Origin of the sequence: Endozoicomonas sp. 8E (genome assembly GCF_032883915.1) — a bacterium.
In the GTDB taxonomy this organism is placed as follows: Bacteria; Pseudomonadota; Gammaproteobacteria; order Pseudomonadales; family Endozoicomonadaceae; genus Endozoicomonas_A.
This window is the reverse complement of sequence record NZ_CP120717.1, coordinates 2,077,792-2,091,525: the sequence shown is the minus strand read 5'-3', so window position 1 is coordinate 2,091,525 and position 13,734 is coordinate 2,077,792. Positions and strand designations below refer to the sequence as shown.

13 protein-coding genes are annotated in these 13,734 nt (G+C 48.8%); 3 read left to right on the top strand and 10 right to left on the bottom strand.

The genetic code is table 11. The annotated features are described in order from the left end of the window. Positions 1-259 precede the first annotated feature (259 nt). The 3 genes from cysC to P6910_RS07700 form a co-directional block, all read right to left on the bottom strand. Complete coding sequence (cysC, locus tag P6910_RS07710; protein WP_317145686.1) at positions 260-898, bottom strand: adenylyl-sulfate kinase; 639 nt, start codon at positions 896-898, stop codon at positions 260-262. 109 nt (positions 899-1,007) lie between these two features. Further along, entirely contained in the window at positions 1,008-1,235 is a 228-nt protein-coding gene (locus P6910_RS07705; protein WP_317145685.1) for a helix-turn-helix domain-containing protein, read from the bottom strand. Between the two features lie 419 nt (positions 1,236-1,654). Beyond that, a complete protein-coding gene (locus P6910_RS07700) occupies positions 1,655-2,200 on the bottom strand; it encodes a hypothetical protein (protein WP_317145684.1) in 546 nt (181 codons plus the stop codon). A 453-nt stretch (positions 2,201-2,653) separates the two neighbouring features. Between P6910_RS07700 and P6910_RS07695 the strand changes: the two genes are divergently transcribed. From P6910_RS07695 to ptsG, 3 genes are all read left to right on the top strand, one after another. After that, on the top strand, positions 2,654-2,968 hold the full coding sequence (locus tag P6910_RS07695; protein WP_317145683.1) for a PTS lactose/cellobiose transporter subunit IIA: 315 nt from the start codon (positions 2,654-2,656) through the stop codon (positions 2,966-2,968). Then, the gene (locus tag P6910_RS07690; RefSeq protein WP_317145682.1) at positions 2,968-3,972 is read left to right on the top strand and encodes a LacI family DNA-binding transcriptional regulator; all 1,005 of its coding nucleotides are present in this window, start codon (positions 2,968-2,970) and stop codon (positions 3,970-3,972) included. Before P6910_RS07695 ends, P6910_RS07690 begins: the two co-directional genes overlap by 1 nt. 500 nt (positions 3,973-4,472) lie before the next feature. Further along, the gene (gene ptsG, locus P6910_RS07685; RefSeq protein ID WP_317145681.1) at positions 4,473-5,909 is read left to right on the top strand and encodes a PTS glucose transporter subunit IIBC; all 1,437 of its coding nucleotides are present in this window, start codon (positions 4,473-4,475) and stop codon (positions 5,907-5,909) included. 5 nt (positions 5,910-5,914) lie between these two features. Here the strand turns inward: ptsG and P6910_RS07680 are convergent, their stop codons facing one another. The 7 genes from P6910_RS07680 to P6910_RS07650 form a co-directional block, all read right to left on the bottom strand. Then, on the bottom strand, positions 5,915-6,649 hold the full coding sequence (locus P6910_RS07680; protein WP_317145680.1) for a copper homeostasis protein CutC: 735 nt from the start codon (positions 6,647-6,649) through the stop codon (positions 5,915-5,917). Positions 6,650-6,920: 271 nt separating this feature from the next. Beyond that, entirely contained in the window at positions 6,921-7,622 is a 702-nt protein-coding gene (locus P6910_RS07675) for a hypothetical protein (protein ID WP_317145679.1), read from the bottom strand. Positions 7,623-7,947: 325 nt separating this feature from the next. Then, on the bottom strand, positions 7,948-8,454 hold the full coding sequence (crr, locus tag P6910_RS07670) for a PTS glucose transporter subunit IIA (RefSeq protein ID WP_317145678.1): 507 nt from the start codon (positions 8,452-8,454) through the stop codon (positions 7,948-7,950). A 133-nt stretch (positions 8,455-8,587) separates the two neighbouring features. Beyond that, the gene (gene pfkA, locus P6910_RS07665) at positions 8,588-9,568 is read right to left on the bottom strand and encodes a 6-phosphofructokinase (RefSeq protein ID WP_317145677.1); all 981 of its coding nucleotides are present in this window, start codon (positions 9,566-9,568) and stop codon (positions 8,588-8,590) included. A gap of 76 nt (positions 9,569-9,644) precedes the next feature. Continuing rightward, entirely contained in the window at positions 9,645-11,081 is a 1,437-nt protein-coding gene (gene pyk / locus P6910_RS07660; RefSeq protein WP_317145676.1) for a pyruvate kinase, read from the bottom strand. 387 nt (positions 11,082-11,468) lie between these two features. Beyond that, positions 11,469-12,476 carry a type I glyceraldehyde-3-phosphate dehydrogenase gene (gene gap, locus P6910_RS07655; RefSeq protein WP_317145675.1) on the bottom strand — a complete coding sequence of 336 codons (1,008 nt, stop codon included), beginning with the start codon at positions 12,474-12,476 and terminating at the stop codon, positions 11,469-11,471. Positions 12,477-13,186: 710 nt separating this feature from the next. Then, positions 13,187-13,444, bottom strand: coding sequence for an HPr family phosphocarrier protein (locus tag P6910_RS07650; protein WP_317145674.1), 258 nt, complete (start codon positions 13,442-13,444; stop codon positions 13,187-13,189). Positions 13,445-13,734: the final 290 nt, after the last annotated feature.

Sequence of the window (13,734 nt, the reverse complement as noted above, 5' to 3'; positions counted from 1 at the left end):
CCGGAAAGGTGCTGAAAGTATCTCTCGACTCGGGCGGATATTCGGAGAGTCTCTGCTTTTGGCAATGAACAGTTGACCATCTTTAGCCGGTTTCTAATCCACGATCAGCACAATACTTACGAAGAATTCGCCGTTACGCCTGATGAATTCCCTGTTACCCTAAAAGGATCAACAGTCAGCAGGTTGACCACTGACTGCGTTCTTCTGCTGATAATGGCAGGCCCTGCAGACAAGACCTGCAGATCTGGCATCATAGGATTTAAACCTGCAACAATGACTTCATGAGCTGAATACTTAACTCGGATTTTTGAAGCAGTTCCTTCTCAATCAGATAATCAAGAACCACTTGAACACACTCCTTAAGGCACATTTCTGCCGTATTAATGACTATTTCCGGGTTCTCAGGAACGTCATAACCAGAATCAATAGCCGTAAAGTTTTTGATTTCACCCGCTCTAGCCCTTTGATAAAGCCCTTTTGGGTCACGCTGCTCACAGACTTCCAATGGAGTGTTGACATAGACTTCGATAAACTCACCTTCAGGAAACATATCTCTGACCATTCTTCTGTCAGATGTAAAAGGAGAGATAAAAGCGCTCAGTACAATAAGGCCGGCATCAACGAACAGATTGGAGACCTCGCCAATACGACGAATGTTTTCAAACCGGTGATTATCACTAAACCCCAGATCCTTGTTCAAACGATGACGAACATTATCGCCATCCAATACGTAGGTGTGATAACCCTGTTCATGCAGAAGATTCTCTACTGCATTAGCAACGGTAGACTTACCTGAACCACTCAGACCGGTAAACCAGATCAGGCAGGGCTTTTGGGATTTCAGATTGGAACGTGCTTCTTTAGACACCCTGTGAGGTTGACTGACAATATTTTCCATAAAACAGTACTCCGGCTCTGGAAGCTGGAAGCTGGAAGCTGGAAGTAAGCGAGATTACTTGCTTCTGTTTCATGCTTCATAGAAGAAAAACAAAGGTTGCACCCTGTTTTTACGTGTCTCTTGTTGAAAAAACGGTGGACTTTGCCCGGCTTTCCCGGAAGTTCTTGAAGGCAGTCTGTTGATGGCGCCGGGATTGCTGAACGGGCAACGAAAAGACAACCTGCAACCATGGGTAACCAGGGTTCTTTTTCAACACTGTAAGCGGTTTCGAGGCTGAGCTGTATACGAACCGGGCACAACCAAAAGTTTGGGCAAGCAGCTGTTCCTGCTCAGGCACAGGCTAAACTCTGTATCTAGTCCTGCTCACAAGAATATTTTTGTTTTCGCACATGTCAAACTTTGTTATTGGCAGTCTTAAGACTGCTCGCAGACACCCCCTGCCTAATGAGGGTGTCGAAAAGCTCCGGTTCCCATGCTTTTTAAGTCTTGTGGCTCCGAGCGTGGGAAAGCGTGTTGGATTTTTGCGACACCCTATGAAAGAGCCACGGGGGGCATCAGCAGATTAAGGCCTGAGGTTATCATTCTGATCCATATCAACAGACTTGCGTTTTCGATGTCTTCTTTTGTGTGACGAGACAGGGCTTGAGCACTCTTGCATATCATCCCGCATGGCGACCGCTATCCATCCTCCCTGTCACTTTTGCATTACAGGTTTGTGGCCCGGTATAGACTCCTCTTTTGTGATCCAATAGAGCTTTAGCACTCTTGCAGATCGTTCCGCATGGCCGTGACTGACCATCCTCCCCCCCCTGATTGCATCACAAGTTTTTCCCCGGTGTGGATGCTGCTTTTGTGATTTGAAAGCACTTTGGCATTCTTGTAGACCTTCCCGCATTGCCGCAGTTGACCATCCTCTCCAACCAGGATCACGTTGCAGGTTGCTTGCCAGTCAGGGTCAATGGTATTGGCTGTTCCTGCGGCTATTGAATCTAAGGCGACCCTGTCTGAGGCGACCCCGTCTATCAAGTTGCAACGATAACAGTGTGTATTAGCCAAATGGTTGCACAAGCTGTGTTCGGGTGTTGCTCCTGTGCTGTCTGTCGAACTTTCTTCAAAATTCTGCACTCCGCTAACGAATGAATCGGAAAATTGTCGAAATCGACAGACGCCGTGACAAGGCTGGACAAAACAATTTAAACCCAACGAATGCTGGCGTCGTTCAGAGCCTCCTTTCCCGTCACCGTAGTCAGTATCCCGGGGGCGGATGTTTGTGTCGGCAATCTCTAACGGGTTGCCAGACAATGTTCGCAGTTCACGCTTTATAGAAAAGCTCTGGTTTGAAAAATCTACACTCTGTTCAGGCTCGAAAATAAAATGCTCTGTTAACGATTTAGTCTGACAGACGACAGCGACAGCAGCAATGTAAAGAGTGAGTGTTTAATAATCCTATCCCTGCCCAGTGGCATACAGAGAGAAAGGATAGATCAAGAAAATAAGTGTGTTTTTGTGTTTCCCTAATACCAGACACCTGTTTGTTGTTGACCTGATTCTCACCGACGGAGTCCATAATTTGGTTTTTTGACTTACATCAACCATAATGAGGCCGACCAATGAAACCGGTTACATCTACAAACATCCAGTGTAGACCAGTGTCCTGACTATCTTTGCCTTAAAACATTTTCTGAGTGCTTCAGGCGATTAACCAAGAGTCCACAAAGCCCTACGGATAACTGCATACCCGAAAGGAGTACGACCATGGATCTAGAGTCCGCCGTAATGGAGATCATCCTTAGCTCTGGCCGGGCCCGCAGCTGTTCTTACGAAGCTTTGTCCAAAGCAAAAGCCGGGAACTACGAAGGCGCCGAAGAGATCATGGCTCATGCCCGGGAAGCTGCAAAAGTGGCTCACAGAATCCAGACTCAATTGATCGAGGAAGATCAGAGCAAAGGAAAAAACCCGATGACTCTGGTAACAGTTCATGCCCAGGACCATTTAATGACATCCATGCTGGCTCAGGAAATGGTTCAGGAGTTGATTACACTTCACAAAAAAGTCGATCAGAAGCAATAATGGCAACCATTAAAGACGTCGCTGAGCGAGCAAAAGTATCCCGCGCTACGGTATCCAGGGTACTGAACAACACCGGACAGGTAACAGAGACAACTCGCCTGAGAGTAGAGTCCGCCATGGACGAACTGAATTATCGTCCAAACCCTGTTGCCCAGTCACTGGCGAGCAATACCTCCAATACCATCGGCTTGATGGTCTCATCTTTCCGGGGTGGTTTATTTGGTGACCTTATGGCAGAGGTCCAGCAGGTCGCAGACTCTGCCGGTAAAGTGATGATCGTCACCCAGGGCAAACACAGTGCTGAAAGCGAGCGCGCCGCTATCGATCACCTGATTAACATGCGGGTTGACGGATTGTTGCTGCACGTCCGTTACCTGAGTGATGATGAGCTGATTACCATTGCAGAAACCGCTCCGCCCTTTGTACTTCTGGATCGTTACGTCGATGTCCTGGCCGACCGCTGCATCACCTTTGATCACATCAAAGCCAGCGACAACACCGTAGAACTGCTTCTGAAAAATGGCCACACCTGTGTTGCCTGTCTGGCCGGGAAACTCGCCAAGTCAAAAGCAAAAGAACGTTTCCAGGGTTACGCCAATGCCCTTAACCGGCATCATATTGCCCTGGATATGGACCTGATCACTGAAGGCAACTACACGAGAAAAGCCGGATACGAAGGCACCAGACAACTACTCTCAACCGACAAACCTTTTACTGCCGTATTTGCTTGCAGCGAAGAGATGGCAGCAGGTTGTATGGACGCCTTTCGAGAAAACAACATCCGTGTGCCCGAAGACGTTTCTCTCATCAGCTATGATAGTGTGGACCTTTGTACTTTCCTGACTCCACATGTCACTGCATTGCACTTTCCAATGACAGAGATGGCCAGAGTTGCTGGAGAACTCTTGATGAACCGACTCCGGGAGGAGGGTTTTAGCAGGCCGGAAAGCACCCATTTTGAAGGGGAGCTGCGCCTGAGAGATTCAATAAGGAAGCTCTATTAGTTTTCCTTCAGATTTAAAGAAAAACATTCTGCAACCATAAACCGACTTAAACCCGACATCTTCAAAAGTGCTGGGCTTTTGGCAGTTGATGGCAGCAGCAATTAGCCTTCCAGGGCCAGAAGTGTATTCTGGAAGCCGTGTCTCATCCAGCTTTCATGGATCTGGCCCTGCCAGGTGAGTTCATACTGTATTCAGCGTGTCAAAGAAATAGAAATCCTAAACTCTGAATCACTAAAACAGGCTCCGGTCAGGCGTCGCGTTGAACAGACCGATTATGATTTCGTTACTCAACTGTCGCTCAGCCAGGTGCGACTAAAACACGTCAAAGGACTTTTATTATAGACTGTCACCGCCCTCAGCGGCGCATATGCTCAGACTTGCAATACACTCAGGAAAGAAAATGTTTTTTCTACGCTCGTGGCTGTTTGGTCTATCCTTCCATAAATCCACGAGTCTTCGGTTTGCTCTCAGATTAGAATCTTCTCCCCGGAGTTTCTCCAATGGTCAAATCTGCATTCGGCACACTTCAGCAGATAGGTCGGGCGCTGATGCTGCCTGTCGCCGTTCTGCCTGTTGCAGGGATACTGCTGGGCGTAGGCAGTGCGGGCTTCAATTTTATTCCAGATCTCGTCTCCAGCGTCATGGCCCAGGCCGGTGGCATGGTTTTCGGAAACCTGCCCATTATCTTTGCCATTGGTACTGCCATTGGCCTTACTGATAATGACGGTGTTTCTTCAGTGGCAGCAACTGTCGGCTACGTGGTCATGCTGGGAACCATGGGTGTTATGGCCTCAGAGCTGGGAGTAGAGCCCAGTTCTGTTATGGGAATAGATACCATTGATACCGGTGTTTTCGGCGGGATTATTATTGGTATCATGGCCTCATGGATGTTCAAACGCTATTACAAAATCAAACTTCCGGATTATCTGGGCTTCTTTGCAGGAAAGCGATTTGTCCCGATCATCACTGCCATAGGAGCTGTCTTTCTTGGCATTCTCCTCAGCTTTATCTGGCCCCCCATACAACAGGCTATCGACGCCTTCTCTCAATGGTCGGTGACTGAGAACCCTGTTTTGGCTGGCTTTATCTATGGTGTGGTTGAACGTGCCCTGATTCCATTTGGCCTGCACCATATCTGGAATGTACCCTTCCAGATGGAGATGGGTGAGTTCATTGATCCATCAAATGGTAACGTCTTTAGAGGCGACATTGCGCGGTTCTTTGCCGGTGATCCTACTGCCGGATTTCTGGCAGGCGGCTACCTTTTTAAAATGTTTGGCCTGCCTGCTGCGGCCATTGCCATCTGGCATTGCGCCAAACCTGAGAATCAACAAAAAGTCGGTGGCCTTATGCTGTCAGCGGCACTTACTTCATTGCTCACAGGTATAACGGAGCCCATAGAGTTCTCATTCCTTTTTGTCGCTCCGATACTTTACGGGATTCATGCGCTGCTGGCGGGACTGGCTTACGCCATTACCAATTACCTTGACATCAAGATGGCCATGTCATTTTCCAACGGCATGATCGATTATCTCCTTTACTACAGCATAGCCACCAGACCCGCCTGGATTATTGGCCTGGGACTGATCTACGCGGTCCTCTATTATGTGATCTTCAGAGTTATGATCACCCTGCTGGACCTCAAGACACCCGGGCGTGAAATTGAATCAGAACTATCAGCGAAAGTAGTTCCGTCCAGTGACCTGGCCAGGGACCTTATTCTGGCTTTTGGCGGCAAGGGAAATATCAAGAATCTGGATGCCTGCATCACTCGTTTGAGAGTCACGGTTAACAACCCTGACGACGTTGATCAGGAGGCCATTAAACAGCTGGGTGCCACTGCTGTTGTGGTGATAGGTCAAAATATGCAGGCTATCTTTGGTACTCAGTCCGATAATATCCGGACCGAGATGGAAGAAGCCATTAAGGCCATGTAAATCGACTAAAAAGATTCTACTGCTGCACAGAGGGAACGGACTCTCTCCACCGATACCTCCCCTTCATCAAGAACACTGCTGTAGGCGTGAATGCTGGCAGAATGATTTGCTACTGGCAGTTGTTGTAATATCTTTCCGATATTCTCCGGATCAACCCCACCACCGACGACCACCTCCAACCTGTTTTCAGCTTTCAACATAAGTTGCTCAAGCATCCTCACACCTTCAAAGGCACCGTCAGCAGAACCCCAGGTTGTACCACTGCTCAGAATACGATCCACACCGTATTGAATCAATACATCCAGGCTCTCAAACATATTGGGCGTAGCATCCAGTGCACGATGAAAAGTCACAGTCAGATTACGGGTCTTGGCGGTATCGACCAGTCGACCCAACACATCACGATTAATGGTATTAGCGGGAAGCGCAAGAGCGCCAATGACGACACCATCAGCACCCACCTTTGCAGCATCACAGATCTGCTGTTCCATAAGCAGAACCTCTTCAGTGCCGAATGAAAAGTCACCACCCCGGGGACGAATCATGCACAGCAAACCACAGCGATCCTGAAAGGCTTTCCGGGCGGCTTCCAAAGCTTCTATTGTGGGAGTGGTGCCTCCCACGGACATATCATCACACAACTCTATACGTGTTGCGCCCCCCTCGCAGGCGGCTGCAACAGAGCGGTAAACATAGTCTGGATTCAGACTATTGATGCAGATCTCAACAGGGATTGACAATGTATGACTCCCGGGTGCTTAAGATATCAGTTATAGAAGATAGAAGTCTGGCCTACTACTTAAGGTGACTAGAGACACAGACAGGTCAACTCTGACAATAATAACCAGATTGTCACAGACTGCTCAGGAAATCATAGTCTTTACAAAAAAATCTCACGAAATTGAGACTGGTGATCTTCATGGGCTAACAGGAGAATTTAAGAGAAAGCTGGCAACCCTTAACCAGAGCCACCCCTAACCACACGACACAAGCCTGTTATTTAGCCATCCATCAGGGCAACTCACCCGTCATTCTGAGCACATCATCAATCAGCATCTTGTCCAGCTTCTGTTTCTGCTTAAGCATTTCCATCTTGCCCGGGCTGACCCAGACCTTGTAACTTTCGGGCTCACCATCGGTAATCGCAGCAGGCATTGTAACGGTATATTCCTCATAGGTTGGGTCCATAACAAAATAGGGCACAGGATGAAGAAAATCACCAAAACACGCCCCTGACTGATACCTCAGAAGGTCATCATAATAAGACGACATATAAGAGGAATAGGCTGATCTTGCTCCCATACATCCGTTGCCTGAGCCTTTTTTGACTATGTCATCCAGACCCCATATTTCTGCTGTCTTGGCAGCTTCTTCTTCCGGAGGAAGAACCATTCTGGCAAGACGGGTAGCCTGACTGATCTGCAGAGTTTCAAGACGCTTGAGCTCTGCAACCAATTCCTGATGGGACATCTTGTTCAAGCGAGCCTCACGAGCCTTGTCATAAGACAGATAGCTGTCCCCATTTAAGAGCGGGTCTCCTTCCAGGTATTTGGACACTGTCTCTCTTCTGACAGAGTCCAACTCATCAATAACAACCTGCAAACTTTCTGCCTCCCCACGTTCTTCCGTGGGAACAGATACTTTTTGGAATGAAAAAATCAACAGCAGGAAACCGGCAAGCACCATCACTAAAAGTGACACAATTCCTTTCATATACACCTCCTTCAGCCTGATCGCATAGGGTTTTTATTATGGGGATAAGTCATGACAGGCGGTTATGACGCACTGCTTTTCAGAGCGTAAACTGCATTTCTAAATTCATACCTGTCTTATTAGTGAGACAACGAGTTACCCAGAGGGTTCAATCGCGAATAGAATAGAGGAAGGAAGGTAAGTCTTCACTAACGGGGTGGTCAGGGATACTAACTGCCAGGAAAATTTTTCAGGCTTTAAGGCTGGATATTTTAAAAGCCGACAGAGAGCCGGCTTCAGGGTATGACAGATTTTTTGTTCAAAAAATAACAGTCTTTGTAAAGTTTTACTTCATTTTGACAACCAGCAGCTTGTCGTTGCCATGAACAACAGAGCCCGAAGATTTTTCCAGAGAGGCTACATCATCCATGTTGGAGATCACAACGGGCGTAATGATACTTTTGGCATTTTCTTTCAGGAAGTCCAGATCCACTTCGATGACGGGATCTCCAACCATGACTTGCTGGCCTTCGCTGGCAATACGCTTGAAACCCTCGCCCTTCAGCTCAACGGTGTCGATACCAAAATGAACAAACAGTTCAACTCCGGTTGGCGTCTCCATGCTGAAGGCGTGATTGGTTTCAAAGATTTTGCCAATCTCACCATCGCAAGGGGCTACCATGACTTTGCCTGTAGGATTAATGGCGATACCATCACCTACCACTTTGTCAGCAAAAACAGGATCAGGTACTTCTTCAATCGGTACAATGTCGCCGGTCAACGGTGCTCTGATCACCGTTCCCTGACTGGCGCCCAGCCCCATGCTTTTCTTGAGAGAATCAAAAAGGCCCATCGTTTTCACCTTCTACTTCGAACGCATTGATTTTAGGAGCCCTTGAGTAATCAGGCCAGTTAACCTGACTGAAACTCCCGATTCCTTTCCAGATTAACAGCTGAAACGGCAAAGCACAGCCGTTATATGCCATTTATACTGTAACGATGTCTGCTACTTTCAGCAGATGGCTGTCAATCGCATTGTGTTTGCTGATGGCTTCTTTCAACGGTGTATGGACAATCTTCTGATCACGTACACCCACCATCACACCGCTGATGCCGTCCCGCAGAGCTTCCACAGAAGCCACACCGAGACGACTGGCCAGGACACGGTCATAACAGCTGGGCTTGCCGCCACGCTGAATGTGGCCCAGCACAGTCACTTTGACTTCGTAGGCTGGGAAGTTTTCTTCCACAGCCCGGGACAGTTCAAAAACACCACCGGATTTATCACCTTCTGAAACCACTACGATACTGGATGTTTTCCCGGCTCTGCCACTGCTTTCAATGGAGCCCATCAACTGATCTATGGGCTTCTGGTCTTCCGGAATCAAAATATCTTCTGCACCCGCAGCAATACCGGCATTCAATGCAATAAAGCCTGCATCACGACCCATGACTTCGATCAGAAACAGACGATTATGAGAAGTGGCGGTATCACGAATCTTGTCGATCGCCTCTACGACGGTATTCAGAGCGGTGTCATAACCAATGGTGAAATCGGTTCCGAAGATATCGTTATCAATAGTACCGGGAACACCAATACAGCGAAGACCATGCTCTTTTTCCAGCAGCATAGCACCCGTGAAGGAACCGTCACCACCAATAACAACCAGTCCATCCAGTCCGGCGGCCCGGGCATTTTTATAAGCAGCAGCCCGTCCCTCCGGAGCACGGAATTCCTGACAGCGGGCAGACTTCAGGAATGTCCCACCCTGGTTGATAATATTGGCCACTGAACGCGCATTCACTACTTCAAGGTCGTTTTCAATCAGACCTTTGTATCCTTCATGAATGGCCACCGGCTCAACCCCGTAAAAGATACAGCTACGCACCACGGAACGAATGGCAGCATTCATGCCAGGCGCATCGCCACCTGAAGTAAGCACACCAATTTTTTTTAGTTCTGCCATGATCTGCTCGTCTCCTGAATCCCGGAAGGGAAGTGTGAGGCATGCTGCCCAGTCAACATGCCTGTATTGACTGAAATTATTTCACAGTAACAATCTGCATGGTGTTGGTGCCACCCTCAATTTCACAGGACTCACCCTTGGTAAGGATAATACGGTCACCGGACTCCAGCAGGCCACGATCTTTTAGTTCGGCAATAGCACGCTGATTCACTTCAGGGCCGTACTGGCTACCGCTGTCAAAAGCGACTGACTCCACCCCACGGTAAAGTGCGACACGGCGCTCGGTGGTTTTGTAGCGTGTCAGGGCAAAAATGGGCAGGCTGGTATTAACACGTGACATCCACAGAGGAGTCGCACCGGTTTTGGTCAGACAAACGATCGCTTTTACACCTTCCAGACGGTTAGCCGCATGCATGGCAGCCAGCGCAATGGCTGCATCGGTTTCACCGGCATAGGCCTTATCCAGGTTGCTTCCGGAGATCATTTCAGGATGTTTTTCAGCGCCCTGACAGATACGGGCCATGGCCTTGACGACTTCATGTGGACGCTTGCCTGTAGCCGTTTCACCGGAGAGCATGACAGCGTCGGTGCCATCGAGAACCGCATTGGCCACGTCAAACACTTCAGCACGGGTTGGCTGCGTGTTGTGAATCATGGATTCCATCATTTGAGTGGCGGTAATGACAGGACGGTTCAGTCGACGGGCAACGTTGATCATTTGCTTCTGGACACCAATCAGTTCAGCATCGCCGATTTCCACCCCAAGGTCTCCACGGGCTACCATGACCGCATCTGAGGCCCGGATCACTTCTTCGAGCAATTGAAAGCTTTGAACCACTTCAGCACGCTCAATCTTGGACAGAATGGCAGCATTACCTCCGGCCTCACCCAGCAGCTTGCGAGCCTGCTCAACATCACTGGCACTGCGTACGAAAGACACAGCCAGGAAATCCACTTCCAGAGAGGCGGCCAGCTTGATGTCTTCCTTGTCTTTTTCGGTCAGGGCATCGGCAGACAGACCTCCACCGGCCAGATTGATACCCTTATTATTAGAAAGCTCACCACCATCCAGGGTAGTGGTTACAATGCGCGAGCCTTCAATCGATTTAACCTGCAGGCTCAGACGACCGTCGTCCAGCAACAGCACATCCCCCACCTTGCAATCGTTTGGCAGATTCTTGTAAGCCAGACCGACCTGGGTTTCATCACCGGCATCAATTGGCAGCTCAGCATCCAGAACGAATTCAGCGCCATCGGGCAGAAAGATCTTGCTATTCTGGAAACGACCGATACGAATTTTGGGCCCCTGCAGGTCACCCAGAATCGCAACACTGCGACCCAGACGGGCAGCGATACTGCGAATGCGCTCTGCACGGACACGGTGATCATCAGCATCACCGTGGGAGAAGTTCAGTCGAACAACGTTGACACCGGCTTCAATCAGCTTGGTGAGCTGTTCTTCGGACTCTGTAGCAGGTCCCAGTGTGGCAACGATTTTTGTGCGTCTGAGCATGATATCCTCTCGCGAATTCGCCACGGACCGACCCAGCACGATGAAACTACTTGAAGGGAGGGTCGACCGGGGCATAAATGCCATACGGCAGTTTGACAACAGTTTTTAAGAGGAACGTTTGCAGTGTGACGTTCCTGCATCTGTTCATCTTGACAAAGCAGCAAAAAGGAGAGTGTGTGAAAGCCATTATGCCAACCTGAACCCATTATAGATGGCAGGCTAATCTCCCAGCATCCAGAAGGCGGGTTAAGAGGTTAATTCCCAGCCAGCTTAATATACACCTTCTTCTTTTTGCCACTCAGTCTCAGGAATCCAATGCCCTGCTATCAGAGCATCGGCATCAACCTGAAAAGCCTCACATCAGCGAGGCTCCTCAATGACCTGGATTCAAGCGCCCAGCAGGGCTTTAGCGGTATCCAGCATACGGTTGGAGAAGCCCCACTCGTTGTCGTACCAGGACATAACCTTCACCAGGTTACCCTGAACGCGAGTCTGTGTGGCATCAAAGCTGGAAGAGAATGGGCTGTGGTTGAAGTCCATGGAAACCAGAGGCTCACGGTTTACGTGCAAAACCTTGCCCATCGCTTCGGAAGACTTGGCAGCAGAAGCAATGATTTCATTGACTTCTTCAGCAGAAGTTTCACGACTGGCCACAAAACTCAGGTCTACCAGAGATACGTTGATGGTAGGTACACGAACAGCCATACCGTCAAACTTGCCTTTCAGCTCGGGAACCACCAAGCCAACCGCTGCAGCAGCACCGGTAGCGGTCGGGATCATGTTCTGTGCAGCCGCACGGGCACGATACAGGTCACTGTGGTATACATCGCTGAGACGCTGATCATTAGTGTAGGCGTGAATAGTGGTCATCAGGCCTTTTTCAATACCCAGAGCATCGTTCAAAGGCTTGGCAATGGGAGCCAGGCAGTTGGTGGTGCATGAAGCGTTAGAAATAACGGTCATGTCAGAAGTCAGAGTGTTGTGGTTAACACCATAAACGATGGTGGCGTCTACTTCCTTGCCCGGAGCAGAGATGATGACTTTCCTGGCACCAGCATTCAAGTGAGGTTTGCAGGCTTCCTTGGAACGGAATACACCGGTGCATTCAAATATAACGTCTACACCCAGAGCAGCCCAGGGCAGGCTGGAAGGATCACGCTCAGAGAATGTCTTGATTTCGTCACCGTTTACAAACAGTGCACCTTCACCTTCCTCAACCTGAGCGTCGAAACGACCATGTACAGTGTCATACTTGGTCAAGTGAGCATTGATTTTCGCATCACCCAGGTCATTGATAGCAACAATCTGGAATTCTTCACGACGACCTGCTTCGTAGAGTGCACGCAGAACGTTGCGACCGATACGACCATAGCCATTGATTGCGATTTTGATCATGACGTCTCCAATACCCTTAGTCACAGCGGGATAACCCGCCACTTCATTAGTAAATAGGATTTCCGGTGTAAATTCAGCTTCGTGAAAATACCTAACCCCCTTGCCACACAAGGGCTAACAGGCTTTTTCAACAATCAACAGAATTCATAACTCTGCCCAACATACTGTCACACCAAAGGACACTTTTATTCACGGAACACAACAAAAGTTATCCGCATTAAACCACCAGGACTTGACACAGGATTGGAACGACGTTACAAATACGCTCAACAAGACACACATAATCGCACACTTGAAAACATCGTTCCCCAGCAAATCTTACCTGGAGAATCGTTGTGCACCTGTCAAAGTGTACACAAACAGCCGGGGCTCTCTTCACAGACGGCAATCTTGAGGGAAATCCGGCACATTTTAACAGGTAACAACACCTGACAATTTAATTCATCAGAGTGCATTACCCGCCTGCTATCCAATAGACATACTTGAGAACACGTCTCAGTATTGCCTTATGAATGACATCGCCCCGATGTATTCGTTCAGATACACCCGGTACGTGATACTTCCCAGAGAATACCCGCAACCGCCTTAGTATTACAGGCATTTTTGCAGCAGAAAATTAATCTGTCAGAGGACGACTCAATTATTTCCTAGTTCAACACTGCTTTGTTCCGAGAGACAACCCAGCCGGAGAGGCCGGGTCAGCAAAGAGCTTACTTCAAAGTAATAATAAACTCTGCCAGATGCTCTACAGCCTTCTCGGCGCCGTCACCTTCGCCGATGATGGTCACTGTTGAGCCTTGAGTCAGACCCAGAGTCTGCAGTTTAAACAAACTCTTGGCACTGGCCTGCTTGCCACCTGCTTCCAGTTTGATGTCACACTCAAAGCTCTTGGCTTCTTTAACAAACTGAGCAGCTGGACGAGTATGAAGGCCATTCTCAGCAGTGATCACTACATCTTTCTTAAACATATTCGGTCTCTCTCTAACTTGAACACCTGTCAGGTAGCAAGAGGCTGGACAGGCCTGACTCTGAAACGGATGCATCAGAGTAAAGATACACTATCTGTCTGCTTTAATTCAGACGCTGAGCCTGAATTTCAGAACCTAAGCCGACAGGAAATATTGACTCACCCAGTCATTCGGCAAGTGGAACATACTCCAGGTATACTCCGCACCATAACCCAAGAATCAGACAACCCTGACTCAAAAGGTATCCGGATTTCCCCCTAAACTGCTTTGCAGGGAAAGACCAGCAAAAC